The organism is Ottowia sp. VDI28, from assembly GCF_049532675.1.
Lineage (GTDB): Bacteria > Pseudomonadota > Gammaproteobacteria > Burkholderiales > Burkholderiaceae_C > Ottowia.
Window position 1 is genome coordinate 3,914,239 of sequence record NZ_CP149820.1, and the last position, 16,444, is coordinate 3,930,682.

A 16,444-nucleotide genomic window follows, 5' to 3' on the forward strand; every position below is an offset into this window, starting at 1 on the left:
ACCTCTCTCCCTGGTTAATCGAACGAGACACCCAAAAGCGGAACTACGGCCCGCTGGAAACACTTTGACGCGGGCGGTCATCGCGCTCGATGGTGCTCCACCAAGGTAGAGGGCTCCTCACCTGAATGGGCAAAACCGCGACCAGCATGGCAAGCGCTCGGTCGGTATCGTCCAGAGGAAAACTTCCGTAAACCCCGAGGGCGGCCACGTCCGGCGCAACAGCCAGATGGCCGTACCGGTAACGCTCGAGTTCGGCCATGACCCGGCTAAGGGGCATGTCCTGCGCGATCAGAGTGCCCCGTGTCCAGGCTTCATTCGCCAGGTCGGCCCCGGCAGTCTCCTCGATGCTCTGCCGGTCGAATCGGGTTTGCTCACCGGCAACCACCACTTTGGTCAACTCTCGTCCGCAACGAACTTCGACAGCCCCCTCGTAGACGGAGACCGTGGTCCACCGGTCTTCCACGCGCACATTGAAGCGAGTCCCGAGCGCCCGCAAACGGCCGTGCCGGGTATCCACGACGAACGGCCGCGAGCCATCAGTGGCCGTGCTGATGAAAATCTCTCCTCTTACCAGATGCAGGCGCCTCAGGTCGGGGCGGAACTCCTGATTGAAGGCGCTGGCTGGCCCAAGCCAGACATGAGTGCCGTCATCCAGCGTGACTTCTCGTCTTTGTCCGATACCCGTGTGGTGATCGGCGCTCCAGGCCTCGGCGAGAATGGACAGATGGGGGTGGCGCCATGCCGCCCAGCCCAGCAGCCCGGTGCCCCCGAAGGCGGCCAAGCCAAATAGCACCTGTCGCCGCCGCGCCAACCGCCCCCGAGCAGTTTTCAGCACGTCGGCGGTTGTCTGCGGATCGGGGCTCGTCTGAATAGGGGCGAATCGCTGGCTGACACGCTCGACGTAAGACCACGCCCTGCGGTGATCTTCACTGCCGGCAAGCCAAGCCTCCCAACGGACCCGGTCGGCATCGGTGGCCTCGCCCGAGCGCAGCAAAGCGAACCATTCGGCGGCCTGCTTCTTGGCATGGAAGGAGACACTCCCCGGGTCCGGCAAGGGGGAGATCTCAACCTCAACCGCATCCATGGCCGGGCTTCGCCTCCCCTTGCTCTTCCGCGGCCATGCAAAGCAGCATGGCCTGAGCGACGTATTTGCGCACCATGCGCGTGGAGACGCCCAATTCAGCGGCGACTTCCTTATCCGTCATTTCGCAACCCACCGCCAGCACAAAAGCCCTGGCCGCCTTGTCGGACAAGCTGCCCAGCAGTTCATCGATCTCCCTCAACGCCTGCAGGACAACGGCCTGATGCTCCGACGACGGGGCAAAGGCTTCGGGGTGAGCGGCAAGCGCTTCCAGCCACGCCGCTTCGACCTGGCGGCGGCGCCATAAATCCACACACAGGCCGTTGGCCATGGTGCGCAGATAGGAGCGCGCCTCGGGCGGGCTGCCGAAGCGGCGCGGCGCAACCAGAAGGCGCACGAAGGCATCTTGGGCCAGATCAGCCGCATCCGCTGCATTGCCCAAGCGGCGGCGCAACCAACCCTGCAACCAATCGTGATGGTCGAAATAGAGAACCTCTACCGAGGCAGGGCACGAATAGTCAGAGGCGCTCACAATGGTGACCGGGCTACGCGATGATCTGCCCGCGCGCCCTTTGTTCGGGTTAGCAGTTTCTCAAATGAGAATCACTATCAATTATGAATCAAACCAACTCCGGACTTGGCACCGGTAAGGAATTTCCTGCCAAAGCGGGCAAACAGCCCATGCTCACCAACGTGGCCTCTACCGCGGCATCGAGCGGCGTATGTGGCTCACGGCCCAATACCTTGGCAAGCCGGCGGTTATCCAAGCGCACCGGTTGTTCCCACAGGTAACGCATCTCCAGTATTTCGCGCAGCGTGGGCACGAAGGGCGACACGAGGCGCGCGAGCCACCAGGGAAAGCGTTTGAGCGCGGGCTGCGGGCTCTGGCGGCGCATTACCACACGCTGAACCGCTCGGCCCAGCTCCATCCCATCCGGGTCCCAATGGCCCGCCATGTGAAACCGCGCGAAGGCCGGGAGGGCATGGCGACGTGCCAGCAACTGCACCACGGTTTGAGCGACGTCGGGCAGGTAGGCGAATTGATGAGCCACCCCCTTGCCTGGCAGTTGCATCGAAACGACCGGCCGCCCCGGCTTGATCATCCCCTGGGAAAACCAATTGCTGCTCGAGCGCGGGCCGAAAAAGTCACCCGCCCGCACGATGAGCACTCGCGCAGTGCCCTCCTCGGCAGCCGCCTCAAGACGGCGCTCCATTTCCACGCGGATCGCCCCCTTGCGCGTACGAGGGTGCTGCGGCGCGTCTTCCGCGATCAACGGAAAGGTTTCCGGCCCGTAGTTGTAGACATTGCCCGGCAGCACGATGGTGGCCCGCTGGGTTCGCGCGGCGGCGATGGTGTGATCCAGCATGGGAAGCACCAACTCGGACCAGCGCCGGTATCCCGGAGGATTGACCGCGTGCACGATGACGCCGCAGCCTGCGGCCGCAGCAGCGACATCCTGTGCCCGGAGAGCGTCGCCCCTCACCCAATGAATACCGCCCTCGTGCTGCTCGGGCACGCCCAATCCGCGCTTGAGCGCACGCACCCGCCACCCTGCCTGGCACATCTGGCGCGCCACCTCGCCGCCAATGCCGCCCGATGCGCCCAGCACCAAAGCCGTCTTTTCCGGTTCCATGATCTTTCTCCAGATGCCCATACAAAAATCCTGATGAGCTCGATTCTTGAGTGATTCCAGTCAAAAGAAAATTGCCTCACACCGAACATTTGATATACATTTTTGTATGACCAATACCATTGGATGGGAGCTCTACCGGTCCTTTCTGAGCGTGCTGCAGGAAGGGTCGCTGTCCGGAGCCGCGCGCGCGCTCGGTCTGACGCAGCCGACGGTCGGGCGTCATGTGTCAGCCTTGGAAACGGCGCTAGGCCAGCCGCTGTTCACGCGCTCGCAGACAGGCTTGCTGCCTACCGAAGCGGCTTTGGCCCTGCGCAGCCACGCGGAAGCCATGCACAACACAGCGGCTTCCATGGAACGGGTGGCGCGCGGATTTGGTACCGAGGTGCGTGGCTCGATCCGCATCTCGGCCAGCGAAGTCGTGGGCGCGGAGATTCTTCCGCCTCTCCTGGCCGCCCTGCGGCAAAGCCATCCACAGTTGGAGATAGAGCTGGTCCTGAGTGACCGCCTCGCCGATGTCGTGCAAAGGGAAGTGGATATTGCCGTGCGCATGACGGCACCTCAGCAGGACGTCTTGCTGGCCACCCGGGTACGCGACGTGGAGCTGGGCATGCACGCGCATCGGGACTATCTCGCACGGCATGGAACGCCCCCTCCATGGCGGCATTGGCACGGCATTCAATCATCGGCTTTGACATTGAAACGCCATTCCTGCGTACCTGGCGCAAGCTTTTGCCACTGTCGGCCCGGGAAAACTTTGCGTTCCGGTGCGACAGCAACCTGGGCCAATTGGCGCTGATCCGGTCAGGAGCGGGTATCGGCATCTGCCAGGTCGGGTGGGCTCAGGCTGATCCGCATCTGGTGCGCATACTGCACAAGGCCGTGGCCATCCAACTGCCCATGTGGGTCGTCATGCATGCCGATTTGCGCCACAACCACCGTTGCAAGGTGGTTTATGAAGCGCTGATCAAGGGATTGCGGCAGGCTTGATCAGCGGGTCTGCTTCCAGAGGGCGTACTCCAGCGGCATGCAGACAGCGCAGGGCCGATAGCCGGCCGCAATAGCCGTTGCTTCGTCGAGAAAGAAAACACGGTGCTTCACGTAACCGCCCCGGGCAATGGCCCGCAGCGCCGCGCGGCAATCGAGACGGCCATACAGCTTGCCGCCGCGATGGCCTCCCAAGGTACCGCGCACGGCACTGGAATAGGGTTGGCCATCCGTCCCGGTCAGCGTGAACACGTTCTCAACTCGCCTGATGGAAGGACAACTCCAAGCCGATGCGCTCCCCCGCTCGCACCCGGCTGACCGCGTGCTTCATGTTGACTCGGTAATAGCCTTTGGCGCCTTTGAATGGACGCTCCGCCGTCGCGATGACAGCGGCATCACCCAGCTGGAGCGGCAATACCGAGGGACGGGACTGCATGCGCGGGCGTTGCTCGGTCATCACGAACTCACCACCCTGGAAATCACTGCCCGGCTCGGACAGCAGCACGACGATCTGCATGGGGAAGACCTGCTCGCCAGCATTCCTCTGGTGCAACACCATATAGTCCTCCGCGCCCAATCGGCTCATATAGGACTGTGGCCGCGCCTGGCCCGCCTGCCGGTTGTGAAGAAGAAACTCCCCCAGTTCCGCGGGATAGCGGCCAGCAGTACCCGAAGTGGCATTCCAGCGATTGGCGATAACGGCCAGGTGGCGATACAACACAGAGCGCCAGTGGCCCAGCGGCTCCGGCAAATCAGCGCCCAAATACAGCAGTTGGCCGCACCCCAGGTCACATGCTGCCAGTGGAATACGGGCAGCGCCCGAGCCCGTAACCTGCCGGGCCAGGCTACGCGCCACTTCGGCGCTCAACAGACCGGGCAGCATGGCATAGCCCTCCGCATCCAACTGCCTGCCGATCTCCGCCCAATCCCAGTCGTTCGTGTTCACAGCAAGAGCCTCCATGCGGGGCATGCGCTACTCAGCGGATTCCCGGCGCAGCAACTCGCGCTTGCGATCCACCCCCCAACGATAGCCCGCCAGATCGCCATCGCGCCGCACCACACGGTGACAGGGAATCGCCACGGCAATGTGATTGAACGCACAGGCCCGGGCCACAGCCCTCACGGCCTTGGGCGAACCGATGCGCTCGGCGATGTCTGTATAGCTCACGGTCGTGCCGGGTGGAATCTCTCGCAGGGCCCGCCAGACACGCTCCTGGAACGCGGTGCCTCGCACGTCCAGCGGCAAATGAAAGCCGATCGAAGGCGCTTCAATGAACCCCACCACCTGAGCCACCAGACTTTCGAACTCACCGTCCCCGCCCAGGATCTCGGCCTTGGGAAACCGATCCTGAAGCTCTCGCACCAAGGCGTCGGGGTCATCGCCCAGCAAAATCGCGCAAATACCGCGCTGGCTTTGGGCCACCAGAATGGCCCCGAGAGAACACTGCCCGACCGCGAAGCGGATGACCGCGCCGCTCCCGCCTGCCCGGTAATCCCGCGCACGCATTCCCAGCAGTTGCTCGGAAGCCTCATAGAACCGGCTGTTCGAATTGAAGCCCGCGCCGTAGATCGCTTCCGTGATGGAGGCATTGGGCGCCCCCAGTTCCTCGCGCAGTTTTCGGGCACGGTAGGCAGAGCTGTAAGCCTTCGGAGTCAGGCCCGTTTCGGCCTTGAACAGCCGATGAAAGTGAAACGGACTCATGCCGACTTCGGCGGCCAGGTCGTTCAACGACGGAGGCGTTTCCGATGCCTCTATGAGCCGGCAAGCGCGTGCCACCAGGGCCGCGCGCTCGGCATCTTTCGCCTGCGCAGCCGCCCGATGGGTATTCCCGGTTTCTCGAGCAATGGTCGTGTTCATGTCAACAATCCTGTTTTCGTCAATCACAGGGCAAGAATAGGTTCGGCAGCTTGTGCCGAAACTCCGATTCTTGCGGAGAATCAAAATTCAGAACCCTGGCAGCATGGCGGTCCGCCCTTCTTCCTTTGCGGGTTTCATCGCTTTCTCATGCTCCAACAGCCAGCGCTTGCGATGCAAGCCCCAGGCATAGCCTTTGAGATCGCCGTTGCTGCCAATGACCCGGTGGCACGGCACGATGATGGCGACAGGATTGGCTCCGTTGGCCGCCCCGATATCAATGGCCGCGCGAGGATCGTCAAAACCCAGCTCCTTGGCCAGCTTGCCATAGGTGGTGGTGCTTCCCGCCGGAATACGGCGCAGCGCGCCCCAGACGCGGCGCTGCAGATCCGAGCCCGCCGTTTGCGTGGGCAACTCATTCAAAGCCTCGAGTTCCCCTGCGAAATAGCGCACCAGGGCGCCTACGATCCCGACCGGTGGCAGGATCTCGGCCAATACCACCTCGCCATAGTGCTCGCGCAAACCGCGATGCAGGTGCGCCTTGTGGTCCGCGAAATCGAGCGCGCGCACCACCTGCCGATCGTCCGTGACAAGCAGCATGGTGCCCAGCGGGGAATCCAGATGGCTCAGGAACATTTTCATGTGGCACTCCTTGTGGCCACGGCTGACAGCGTGTTTCTGTGTCATTTCAACCGTGTGATGCCCTGCTCACCCAGCAGGTAGGCTTCGCCGCTCTCCATGTGCAGCTCGATCTCTCCGCTTTCGCTCATCCGCCATTGCGCCGCACCCGCTTCCACTAGGCCTTGGCAAAACGCTTCGACCTCGCGGCGCGCGTCGGAAACCTCATCGGCCATGCGAGGGGAGAACATATTCATGCCGCATCGTGGAAGATCAAACCCACGGTATGACGCTGGCCGCTGCGAACACGGCTGACGCCATGCCGCAGGGCCACCTTGCGGATACCCCGCCACCCCATGGCCGGACGCTGATGGACCGCAAAAACCACCGCATCGCCTTGGCTCAACGCCACTACGTTGGCCTGCTGCCCATCACCTGAGCGTTCCGTCATGACAAACTCGCCACCGGTGAAATCCCGGCCGGGTGCCGACAACAGAATGGCGACCTGCAGCGGAAAGACCAGTTCACCATAGAGGTCCTGATGGAGGCAGTTGTAATCGCCCTCACCGTATTGGAGGATCAGGGGTGTTGGCCGTGTCTGTCCGGCCTGATGGCATTGGCGCAGGAAGATGCCCAGTGCACCGGGATATCGGGCGGCCACCCCCATTTGCTGATTCCAGCGATTGGCTATCGGCGCAAGCTGCGCATATAACTCGTAGCGCAACGCATCGAGCAATGATGGCAAGGGGTATGAAAAGTATTTGTATTCGCCCCGCCCGAATCCGTGCCGCTCCATGACGATTTTCGAGCGGTAACCCGTCTCCCCAGGATAGAGCGCCGCGAGCGCCCCGCATTGTGACCCGGTCAGAAGGCCAGGAAGCACCGCATGGCCATGCGCATCAAGCGAATGCCCCATGCTTTCCCAATCGTACGCTGAAGGCTTCATTCAGAGGATCTCCGTGGACTTGGATCAGGAGAGTAAACCTCTGGCTGCGCTTGGAAACTCCGATTCTTGCGGTGCCCCCAAGAAAAGCCTCCTGGCATTGCTGGAGTTCCATACACGCCGCGTGCCGAGCTGGAGCTCGGCGGTCCCGGGAGACACCCAGCAAAAAGGCCACGCATTGCGTGGCCTTTGGCATGAAGGCGGAGCGCCTCGAAGATCAGTTCTTCGACTTGTCCACCAGCTTGTTGGCCTTGATCCAGGGCATCATGGCGCGCAGTTTTTCGCCCACCACTTCGATCTGGTGCTCGCCGTTCAGGCGGCGGCGGCTTTGCAGCGTAGGAGCGCCAGCCAGGTTTTCAGCGATGAAGCTCTTCGCATATTCGCCGGTCTGGATGTCGCTCAGCACTTTCTTCATGGTGGCCTTGGTTTCTTCGGTCACGACACGGGGGCCGGTCACGTATTCACCATACTCGGCGTTGTTGCTGATCGAGTAGTTCATGTTGGCGATGCCGCCTTCATAGATCAGATCGACGATCAGCTTGAGCTCGTGCAGGCATTCGAAATAAGCCATTTCGGGCGCGTAGCCGGCTTCGACCAGCGTCTCGAAACCTGCCTTGATCAGCTCGACGGTACCGCCGCACAGCACGGCTTGTTCGCCGAACAGGTCGGTCTCGGTTTCTTCGCGGAAGTTGGTCTCGATGATGCCGGCCTTGCCACCGCCGTTGGCCATGGCGTAGCTCAGGGCCAGATCACGCGCCTTGCCGGTCTTGTCTTGGTGCACGGCCACCAAGTGGGGCACGCCGCCACCTTGGGTGTAGGTGTTGCGCACGGTGTGGCCGGGAGCCTTGGGAGCCACCATCCAGACGTCGAGGTCAGCGCGCGGCACCACTTGGCCGTAGTGCACGTTGAAGCCGTGAGCGAAGGCCAGGGAAGCGCCCTGCTTGATGTTCGGCTCCACGTCTTCGCGGTAGACCTTGGCGATCTGCTCATCGGGCAGCAGAATCATCACCACGTCAGCAGACTTGACCGCATCGGCCACTTCAGCGACCTTCAGGCCGGCTTTCTCGACCTTCGGCCAGCTGGCGCCGTTCTTGCGCAGGCCCACGACGACTTTCACGCCGCTGTCGTTCAGGTTTTGCGCGTGCGCATGGCCTTGCGAACCGTAGCCGATGATGGCAACCGTCTTGCCTTTGATCAGGCTCAGGTCACAGTCTTTGTCGTAAAACACTTTCATGGTTTTCTCCTAGGGAAACAGTCAAAAATCAACACCACCGCCTTGGCACCTTCTCATAGGGAACAAGAGCGGTGGCTTGACACGTATCTTGGCCGCCGAACACTGCGCGGCGCAGTTACTCTCACACTCTCAGCAAGCGCTCGCCCCGCCCGATACCGCTGGCACCGGTGCGCACGGTTTCCAGGATGGCGGACTTGTCGATGGCATTCAGGAAAGCATCGTTCTTGCCTTGGTCGCCGGTCAGCTCGATGGTGTAGCTCTTGTCGGTGACGTCAATGATGCGGCCGCGGAAAATATCGGCCATGCGCTTGATTTCCTCGCGCTCCTTGCCGACGGCACGTACCTTCACCATCATGTGCTCGCGCTCGATATAGGCGCCTTCAGTCAGATCAACCACCTTGACGACTTCGATCAGCCGGTTCAAGTGCTTGGTGATCTGCTCAATGATCTCCTCGGAGCCCCGCGTCTGGATGGTCATGCGCGAGAGGCTTTCATCTTCCGTCGGTGCGACGATCAATGATTCGATGTTGTAACCACGGGCCGAGAACAGCCCCACCACGCGGGACAGAGCGCCCGCTTCGTTCTCGAGCAATACGGAAATGATATGTTTCATGATGAAGATTCCTCTTCTCGCCGCCCTCCCCCGCGCACGGTAATGCGCGGGCTTGGCGGGCAATAGATTCGTCTGATGATTGTTCGGCGCCTGGCGGCGCTGAACGCTGGACTTTTACAGGTCTTCGGCTCCCAGCAGCATCTCGGTGATGCCCTTGCCTGCCTGCACCATCGGGAAGACGTTCTCGGTGGGGTCGGTACGGAAATCGATGAAAACCGTGCGGTCTTTCAGCTTGCGTGCTTCACGCAGCGCAGGCTCGACGTCTTTCGGGTCTTCCACCAGGATGCCGACGTGACCATAGGCCTCAGCCAGCTTCACGAAATTGGGCAATGCATCCATGTAGCTGTGGCTGTAGCGGCCGGAGTATTCGATCTCCTGCCACTGGCGCACCATGCCCAGATAACGGTTGTTCAGCGAAAGGACCTTGATCGGCGTGTTGTACTGCAGGCAGGTGGAAAGCTCCTGGATGCACATCTGCACCGAACCTTCGCCCGTCACGCAGAACACTTCGCTTTCGGGTTTCGCCAGCTTGATACCCATGGCGTAAGGAATGCCCACGCCCATGGTGCCCAAGCCGCCAGAATTGATCCAGCGGCGCGGCTCATTGAACTTGTAGTACTGGGCCGCCCACATCTGGTGCTGGCCCACATCGGAAGTGATGTAGGCGTCTGCATCCTTGGTCATTTCCCAGAGCGTTTCGATGACTTTCTGGGGTTTGATGACATCCAGGTTGCCTCGGTCGTACTTCATGCAGTCGCGCGCACGCCAGCCTTCGATCTGCTGCCACCAGGCGTCAAGCGCCGTCTGGTCGAGCTTGCCGTTGGTTTCCTTGATCATGCCGATGAGCTCGGTCAGGACGTCTTTCACGTCGCCGACGATCGGTACATCGACCTTCACGCGCTTGGAAATGCTCGAGGGATCGATGTCGATGTGGATGATCTTGCGCTCATTTTGGGCGAAGTGCTTGGGGTTACCGATCACGCGGTCGTCGAAACGGGCGCCCACGGCCAGCAAAACGTCGCAGTTCTGCATGGCATTGTTGGCTTCCCAGGTACCGTGCATACCCAGCATGCCGAGGAAACGGCGATCGGTGGCAGGAAACGCGCCCAGGCCCATCAGGGTGTTGGTGACCGGAACGTTCAACAGATCGATCAGGTGACGGAGTTCGCCGCAGGCATTGGACAGCAGCACGCCGCCACCGGTGTAGATGTACGGGCGCTTGGCCGACATCAATAGCTGCAGCGCCTTGCGGATCTGGCCTCCATGCCCCTTCTTGACGGGGTTGTAGGAGCGCATTTCCACCTTGTCGGGGTAACCCGTCCAGGCAGCCTTGTTGAAGGCGACGTCTTTCGGGACATCCACGACCACGGGGCCGGGGCGGCCTGAACGGGCGATGTGGAAGGCCTTTTTCATCACCTCGGCCATCTGCCGGGCATCCTTCACGAGGAAGTTGTGCTTGACGATGGGGCGCGTGATGCCCACGGTGTCGCATTCCTGGAAGGCATCCTGGCCGATGGCCGTGCTGGGAACCTGCCCGGTAATGACGACCAGGGGGATCGAATCCATGTAAGCGGTGGCGATGCCGGTGATGGCGTTCGTCACGCCCGGGCCGGAAGTGACCAGCGCCACGCCGACCTCGCCGGTGGCACGGGCAAAGCCGTCAGCCGCGTGCACAGCCGCCTGCTCATGGCGTACCAGCACGTGCTGGATGGTGTCTTGCTTGTAGAGTGCGTCGTAAATATGCAACGCCGCGCCGCCGGGGTAGCCCCAGATCTGCTTCACGCCTTCAAGCTGCAAAGCCTTGACGAGGATTTCAGCGCCACGGAGTTCGGGGGATTCGCTGCTGGACGAAGAAGAGAATGAAGCAGCAGCGGCCGATTTGAGTTCGGCTTTGGAGATTTCCATTTTGATGAACCTTTCGAGAATTTCTCTGACGAAAAACCTTGGGTGCCCCTTGCCAACCCTTGTGAGGCCGCGTCAGGACTTGAGGCCAGCGACCATGGGCGAAAGAACCATTCGCCGTGCCGAGACCCGTTTGCCTTTTTGATTGCAGCGCACATTATCGCACTGCAACATAAGCTTGGTGAACCCTTTTGAAAAAAATCTCCAAGCCTGGTGCCATAATCGCCCGCAACCAGCACGTAGAGAGACGAGCAAAAACGCGAGTGACGCTGACCAGGCGCTTCCTTGCGGCTCCAGCCCCACGCACTTTTTTCGACCGCCCCAACGCCTGTCGCGAACCGCCCCTTGGCCACCGAACAAGAACTCTCCGACTTTCTAAAGAGCGTCGAAAAACGGTCGTTCAAGCGAGCGCTCTACCATGTCCGCGACGAGGAGGCGGCGCTGGATATCGTGCAAGACAGCATGATGAAGCTGGCCGAGCACTACGGCGACAAGCCCGCCGCCGAGTTGCCCATGCTCTACCAGCGCATCCTCTCGAACAGCACGCTCGACTGGTTCAGGCGCCAGAAAACGCGCAACGCGGTGTTTTCCAACATCAGCGACTTCGAAGCACCGGGCGGCGACGACGATTTTGACCTCCTGGAAACCTTCGCGGGGGTGGCGGACTCCCAGCAAACGGAGAGTGCTGAAGACTCCACCCGGCGCGCCCAGGTTCTTCATGCGATAGAGTTACAAATTCAGGAACTGCCTGGCCGTCAACGTGAGGCTTTTCTGATGCGTTATTGGGAGGAAATGGATGTTGCCGAAACGGCGGCTGCCATGGGGTGCTCTGAAGGCAGTGTAAAAACACACTGTTCGCGTGCGGTCCAGGCGCTGGCGAAGGCACTCCGTGCCAAGGGAATCATGCCATGAACAGCCGCGATCTACAGCAAGCCGACATACTGCAGAACCGCTACGGTCTGCGCGTGGCTGCCCGCCTGTCGGCAGGCAGCGAACAACTGCCCCACGACATCAGCGAGCGCCTGCGCGCCACGCGCGAGCAAGCTGTTGCAAGACGTAAGCAACCCGTTGCGGTGGCACGCCTGCGCACGGCTCCGGCCGTCAACTACAACGGCAACACCGCCACACTAGGCTTCGGCGATGACGTGCTCGGTCTCTGGGGCCGCTTGGCGTCGGCGGCGTTGGTCGTTGCCATGGTGGCCGGGCTGATCACCATCGATCTCGTTCAGGAAGACGACCGGGCAACCGAAGTGGCAGAGGTGGATGCCGCCTTGCTCACAGATGATCTGCCACCGGCGGCCTATGCCGATCCCGGATTTCTCCAGTTCCTGAAAACGGCCGCGACCCAACGCGCGCCGAGTTCCGCAACCCAATAGAGCACATTGACGCTCTAGCACCCTAGCCCCGTTATTCAGTTGATGCGCCCCCAGTTGCTGCTCACCCTTCTGTCGGTCCTGCTGGTCTCTCTTGCCGTCGCGGGTGCCGTAGCGTATGCGCAACTACTGCCCGCCCCTCAGCAGCCACAGCCTGCGGCCGCTCAACCGGCGGCCCACATGGCGGGCGCGGTCAGTTGGAGCAGCCTGAATCAGGAGCAAAAGACAGCCTTGCGGCCTCTGGCGAACCTGTGGCCTACCCTTGGTGGCGAGCACCAACGCAAATGGATTGCACTGGCGCACAACTTCAATCGGATGTCTCCTGCAGAGCAGACCACCTTGCAGGGCCGCATGACCGAATGGGTCAAGCTGACACCTGCCCAGCGCACGCAGGCCCGGCTGAATTTCGGCGAAACGCGCAAACTGCCGATCGACGACAAGAAAGCCCGGTGGGAAGAGTACCAATCGCTCACACCCGAGCAGCGCCAGCGGCTGGCCGCTGACCGCCCCAAGCCGCCCAAAAGCACCGCTCCGGCGTTGCGCCCTGTACCGCCGGAAAAGATCCTTCGCCCTCAGCAGGCTTCCCAGCCCGGCACAGCCAAAGTTCCTTTGCCCGCGAACCGCAATACACTGCTGCCTCGCCCACCGGCTTCGGCACCTGCGTCCGCAGGGCGCTGACACCCCGCTGGTCTTGTAAAGCTGGCCTCGCGGCCGGACAGTGTCTGGTTTTGCTTCGATGACTTCTCCCGCTTCCGGCGCGCCATCCGCGCCGCTGATCGCGCCGTCGGTTCGGCGCCGCATGGCCTGCTGGCTCTATGAAGGCACCCTGATGTTCGGTGTTGTCTTTATTGCAGGCTATCTGTTCAGCGCCCTCACGCAAACCCGCCATGCGCTGCACAACCGGCATGAACTGCAGGCATTCATCTTCGTGGTCTCGGGCATTTACTTCGCGTGGTTTTGGTCCAAGGGGCAGACGCTGGCAATGAAAACCTGGCATATCCGGGTGGTGGACCGCATGGGCCGGCCAGTGCCCCAATGGCGGGCGCTGCTGCGCTATATCTTGAGCTGGGTGTGGTTTATCCCCCCGCTGTTGCTGATGGCTCCTTTCGGCCTCACGGGCGGCGAAATCTCCGTGCTGCTGATCGGATGGGTCCTGGTATGGGCCCTCTTGAGCCGTTTTCAGCGCGAAGGCCAGTTCTGGCACGATATCTGGGCAGGAACCCGGCTGATCGATGCGCGCCCCGCACCTTCTGCCTGAGCCTGGGCAAGCGAGCGCGAGCGGCCTTATCGCCAAGTTGCCATATGCCTGCGTGACAATCGCTGCATGAGCTTGCCGCCCACCTCCAACGACGCCATGCCCCCCGGGATCCGAGTCACCCCGTCAACCCTCAGAAGACGCGTACGGGCCTGTCCCGCATCTGGCACGCCACCGGTTACTCGATCGAAGGACTGCGCGCCGGCTGGCACGAAACGGCATTCAGGCAGGAAGCCGTGGCAGCCATGGTTCTGGTACCTGCGTCGTTCTGGCTTGGACGCAACTGGGCTGAAACGGCCCTTCTCGCCGGCTCCGTGCTGCTCGTCATGATCGTGGAGCTACTCAACACCGGCATCGAAACCGCTATCGACCGCATAGGGCCGGAATGGCATGACCTGTCCAAGCGAGCCAAGGATATGGGTAGCGCCGCCGTACTGCTGAGCCTGCTGCTGGCAGCCGGCATCTGGCTCGCAGCCTTGTACGTTAAAGTCTTTGCTTCATGAGAAATCCAATCCCTGTTTCCACGACCTCACTCAACGAACCCGCCTTCTCCCTTTGCGTCTATTGCGGCTCCCGCAACGGAGCCACCCCCGCTTACGCTGAACTGGCCCGGGAGGTTGGCCACTGGATTGGCGAACACCAAGGCCAACTGGTATACGGCGGCGGCCGGAGCGGCCTGATGGGCGTTGTCGCCGACGCTGCGCTGGAGGCTGGCGCGCGCGTGATTGGCGTGATCCCGCAGGCTCTGGTCGACCGGGAACATGCCCATCGCGGCTGCACCGAACTGCTGATCGTCGACACGATGCACGAGCGCAAGCGCCTCATGGCCGAGCACTCCAACGCTTTTCTGGCTTTGCCCGGGGGAATCGGCACGTTCGAGGAATTTTTCGAAACCTGGACCTGGCGCCAGCTCGGCTACCACAACAAGCCCCTGGGGCTGCTCAACCACGGCGGCTACTATGACAGCATGCTGGAATTCCTGCGCCACGGCGTCAACCAGGGCTTCATGGACGACAGCCAGATGCGCCTCATCGAAGTGAACGATCGCCCTGCCCCTTTGCTCGAAAAGTTGATCGAATCCGCCGGCCTGCCGACCGCCGTACGCCTAGATCAAATCTAAGAGCGTGTTCAAAGCCACAGAATCGACCACCGTCTCATTTCAAGGTTTGCATCTGAGACTGCATGGCCGCACAAGCCGCCAGCAGTTCCAAATCGCCATTCCGGCGTCCCACTAGCATCAGGCCGACGGGAAGCTGATCCGCACCAACCTTGATCGGTAGCGACATCGCGGGCAGATCGTAAAAATTGAATACGGAGGTATTGCGCAGCACAAGCATGTTGGCCTTGTTGAACGCCTCGGCGGCAGCAAGGCTGTCGATGCGAGGCGCCACCATGGCCACGGTGGGCAACAGCAGCATGTCGTAGTCAGCCATCCGCGTGTCGAGCGATTGCTGCAACCGCGCACGCGCGCGCTGAACACTGACATAGTGCGCCGCGGTGATGGTTTCGCCACGCTGAATGCGAGCCAGCACGAACGGATCAATGGCCTCCGGGTGTTTGGCCAACCTCTCCGCGTGTATGTAAGCGGCCTCAGCTGCGGCCAGCGTCCCTTCTTCCTGCAGCTTGAAAGGGGCGGCGCACCAATCGTCGAGTTGCAGATCGTCTACGCGATTGCCGGAACGCGAGAGCTCGGAGATCACTTGCTCGAAAGCGTCCTGAACGGCAGCTTCGGTCTGTGTGAACAACAATCCGCGCGGAATGCCGACGCGCAGCCCACGAGCCTCCCGTTTCGGCAGATCGACGAATGCCTTGCCGCTGAGAACAGCATCGGCTTGCGCGCAATCGATCACGCTGCGAGCCAGCGGGCCCACCGTATCGAGGCTGAACGACAGCGGGAACGCCCCTTCGCGTGGAACGCGGCTTTGCGTAGGCTTGAAACCCGTTATCCCATTCAACGCGGATGGAATGCGCACCGAGCCACCGGTATCTGAGCCAATCGAAATCTCCGACAGGCCACGGGCCACCGCCACCCCCGCCCCGGATGACGAACCGCCCGGAATTCGGGTGAGATCGCACGCATTGCCCGGAGTGCCATAGTGCGGATTGATGCCAATGCCCGAAAACGCGAACTCAGTCATGTTGGTCTTGCCGACGATGACTGCGCCGGCTTGCCGCAAACGCTGCACGATCACCGCATCCCGCTCGGCGGGAGCAGCGCTTCTGAGCACCGCGGAGCCCGCCGTGGTCGTTTCGCCAGCGACGTCGTAGAGATCCTTGACGGAGACAATGCGGCCATCCAATGGCCCCAAGGTAATGCCGCTTTTGGCACGCTCATCCGCTGCACGCGCAGCGGCCAAGGCACTCTGCTCGTACACCTGCGTAAAGATGCGGCGGCCTTCTTCGCCTGCCTCCTGGATGGAAGTGAGCGTCTGTTCGGCTCGCTGTACGGAGCTGGTCTGCATGGGTGGTAGTGCCTTGGTTGATCCAGTGCGGATCGTACACACAGCGCCGAAAAAATGTCTCTCCGCTCCTCAACGAAAAAACCGCGCCCTGAAAAATCAAGGCGCGGTTTTTTGTTGAACTGCCTGGGATCTCAATCCCAATAGAAGTCCTTGTGACGGGTTTCCCATTCACTCAGCTGCTTTTCGGCAACGTCCTTGGCAATGCCTTGCCTCTCCTGAATCTTGCCGACCAGTTGATCGCGCTTGCCGGCAATCACATCAAGATCGTCATCGGTCAACTTGCCCCATTGCTCCTTAATCTTGCCTTTGAATTGCAGCCAGTTGCCTTTGATGCGGTCTTCATTCATGAAAAGCTCCTTGTGTTGACGACGCTCTCGCCGCTCACGGATATCGCGAATCGAGGCGGAAGCGATGGGTTTACTGTAGAAAACCTCGCCAAAGAAGTCAGTCAGCCCATAGGAACACGAAGCGTCAGCCCAGGCCTACGCTG

The 16,444-nt window shown here is 61.4% G+C and carries 20 protein-coding genes and 1 pseudogene; 7 read left to right on the plus strand and 14 right to left on the minus strand.

Going from position 1 to position 16,444, the window contains the following annotated elements:
• Positions 1-43: 43 nt before the first annotated feature.
• The 3 genes from WJU18_RS18560 to WJU18_RS18570 all read right to left on the minus strand — a co-directional run bounded on the left by WJU18_RS18560 (position 44) and on the right by WJU18_RS18570 (position 2,715).
• The gene (locus tag WJU18_RS18560) at positions 44-1,084 is read right to left on the minus strand and encodes a FecR domain-containing protein (RefSeq protein ID WP_423454629.1); all 1,041 of its coding nucleotides are present in this window, start codon (positions 1,082-1,084) and stop codon (positions 44-46) included.
• Positions 1,071-1,613 carry a sigma-70 family RNA polymerase sigma factor gene (locus tag WJU18_RS18565; protein WP_423454631.1) on the minus strand — a complete coding sequence of 181 codons (543 nt, stop codon included), beginning with the start codon at positions 1,611-1,613 and terminating at the stop codon, positions 1,071-1,073. The genes WJU18_RS18560 and WJU18_RS18565 overlap by 14 nt, the downstream gene beginning before the upstream one ends.
• A gap of 88 nt (positions 1,614-1,701) precedes the next feature.
• Positions 1,702-2,715, minus strand: a complete 1,014-nt coding sequence (locus WJU18_RS18570) for an NAD-dependent epimerase/dehydratase family protein (protein WP_423454632.1) — start codon at positions 2,713-2,715, stop codon at positions 1,702-1,704.
• A 106-nt stretch (positions 2,716-2,821) separates the two neighbouring features.
• Here WJU18_RS18570 and WJU18_RS18575 point away from each other — a divergent pair.
• A pseudogene (locus WJU18_RS18575) lies at positions 2,822-3,702 on the plus strand (LysR family transcriptional regulator).
• Here the strand turns inward: WJU18_RS18575 and WJU18_RS18580 are convergent.
• The 9 genes from WJU18_RS18580 to WJU18_RS18620 all read right to left on the minus strand — a co-directional run bounded on the left by WJU18_RS18580 (position 3,703) and on the right by WJU18_RS18620 (position 10,867).
• Positions 3,703-3,951, minus strand: coding sequence for an Ada metal-binding domain-containing protein (locus WJU18_RS18580; protein WP_423454634.1), 249 nt, complete (start codon positions 3,949-3,951; stop codon positions 3,703-3,705).
• A gap of 4 nt (positions 3,952-3,955) precedes the next feature.
• Positions 3,956-4,660, minus strand: coding sequence for a 2OG-Fe(II) oxygenase (locus tag WJU18_RS18585; protein ID WP_423461037.1), 705 nt, complete (start codon positions 4,658-4,660; stop codon positions 3,956-3,958).
• Positions 4,661-4,672: 12 nt separating this feature from the next.
• The gene (ada, locus tag WJU18_RS18590) at positions 4,673-5,557 is read right to left on the minus strand and encodes a bifunctional DNA-binding transcriptional regulator/O6-methylguanine-DNA methyltransferase Ada (protein ID WP_423454635.1); all 885 of its coding nucleotides are present in this window, start codon (positions 5,555-5,557) and stop codon (positions 4,673-4,675) included.
• Between the two features lie 87 nt (positions 5,558-5,644).
• Entirely contained in the window at positions 5,645-6,196 is a 552-nt protein-coding gene (locus WJU18_RS18595) for a methylated-DNA--[protein]-cysteine S-methyltransferase (RefSeq protein ID WP_423454637.1), read from the minus strand.
• A gap of 41 nt (positions 6,197-6,237) precedes the next feature.
• The gene (locus WJU18_RS18600; protein WP_423454638.1) at positions 6,238-6,429 is read right to left on the minus strand and encodes a hypothetical protein; all 192 of its coding nucleotides are present in this window, start codon (positions 6,427-6,429) and stop codon (positions 6,238-6,240) included.
• Complete coding sequence (locus WJU18_RS18605; RefSeq protein WP_423454639.1) at positions 6,426-7,118, minus strand: 2OG-Fe(II) oxygenase; 693 nt, start codon at positions 7,116-7,118, stop codon at positions 6,426-6,428. Before WJU18_RS18605 ends, WJU18_RS18600 begins: the two co-directional genes overlap by 4 nt.
• A 214-nt stretch (positions 7,119-7,332) precedes the next feature.
• Positions 7,333-8,349: a ketol-acid reductoisomerase gene (gene ilvC, locus WJU18_RS18610; RefSeq protein ID WP_423454640.1), complete on the minus strand. Its 1,017-nt coding sequence runs from the start codon at positions 8,347-8,349 to the stop codon at positions 7,333-7,335.
• Positions 8,350-8,470: 121 nt separating this feature from the next.
• Positions 8,471-8,962 (minus strand): acetolactate synthase small subunit, encoded by a 492-nt coding sequence (gene ilvN, locus WJU18_RS18615; protein WP_423454642.1) that lies wholly within the window; start codon positions 8,960-8,962, stop codon positions 8,471-8,473.
• Positions 8,963-9,076: 114 nt separating this feature from the next.
• The gene (locus WJU18_RS18620; protein ID WP_423454644.1) at positions 9,077-10,867 is read right to left on the minus strand and encodes an acetolactate synthase 3 catalytic subunit; all 1,791 of its coding nucleotides are present in this window, start codon (positions 10,865-10,867) and stop codon (positions 9,077-9,079) included.
• Between the two features lie 342 nt (positions 10,868-11,209).
• Here WJU18_RS18620 and WJU18_RS18625 point away from each other — a divergent pair, with 342 nt between their 5' ends.
• The 6 genes from WJU18_RS18625 to WJU18_RS18650 all read left to right on the plus strand — a co-directional run bounded on the left by WJU18_RS18625 (position 11,210) and on the right by WJU18_RS18650 (position 14,612).
• Positions 11,210-11,776, plus strand: coding sequence for an RNA polymerase sigma factor (locus WJU18_RS18625; RefSeq protein WP_423454646.1), 567 nt, complete (start codon positions 11,210-11,212; stop codon positions 11,774-11,776).
• Positions 11,773-12,240, plus strand: coding sequence for a DUF3619 family protein (locus WJU18_RS18630; RefSeq protein WP_423454648.1), 468 nt, complete (start codon positions 11,773-11,775; stop codon positions 12,238-12,240). Before WJU18_RS18625 ends, WJU18_RS18630 begins: the two co-directional genes overlap by 4 nt.
• 54 nt (positions 12,241-12,294) lie before the next feature.
• Complete coding sequence (locus tag WJU18_RS18635; RefSeq protein WP_423454650.1) at positions 12,295-12,915, plus strand: DUF3106 domain-containing protein; 621 nt, start codon at positions 12,295-12,297, stop codon at positions 12,913-12,915.
• Positions 12,916-12,973: 58 nt separating this feature from the next.
• Positions 12,974-13,495: an RDD family protein gene (locus tag WJU18_RS18640; RefSeq protein ID WP_423454652.1), complete on the plus strand. Its 522-nt coding sequence runs from the start codon at positions 12,974-12,976 to the stop codon at positions 13,493-13,495.
• Between the two features lie 62 nt (positions 13,496-13,557).
• On the plus strand, positions 13,558-13,995 hold the full coding sequence (locus tag WJU18_RS18645) for a diacylglycerol kinase (protein WP_423461038.1): 438 nt from the start codon (positions 13,558-13,560) through the stop codon (positions 13,993-13,995).
• The gene (locus WJU18_RS18650; protein WP_423454653.1) at positions 13,992-14,612 is read left to right on the plus strand and encodes a TIGR00730 family Rossman fold protein; all 621 of its coding nucleotides are present in this window, start codon (positions 13,992-13,994) and stop codon (positions 14,610-14,612) included. Before WJU18_RS18645 ends, WJU18_RS18650 begins: the two co-directional genes overlap by 4 nt.
• Before the next feature lie 34 nt (positions 14,613-14,646).
• On the opposite strand, the gene WJU18_RS18655 is transcribed toward WJU18_RS18650, so the two are convergent.
• Both WJU18_RS18655 and WJU18_RS18660 read right to left on the minus strand, forming a co-directional pair.
• A complete protein-coding gene (locus WJU18_RS18655) occupies positions 14,647-15,954 on the minus strand; it encodes an amidase (RefSeq protein ID WP_423454655.1) in 1,308 nt (435 codons plus the stop codon).
• Positions 15,955-16,085: 131 nt separating this feature from the next.
• The gene (locus WJU18_RS18660; protein WP_423454656.1) at positions 16,086-16,301 is read right to left on the minus strand and encodes a CsbD family protein; all 216 of its coding nucleotides are present in this window, start codon (positions 16,299-16,301) and stop codon (positions 16,086-16,088) included.
• Positions 16,302-16,444: the final 143 nt, after the last annotated feature.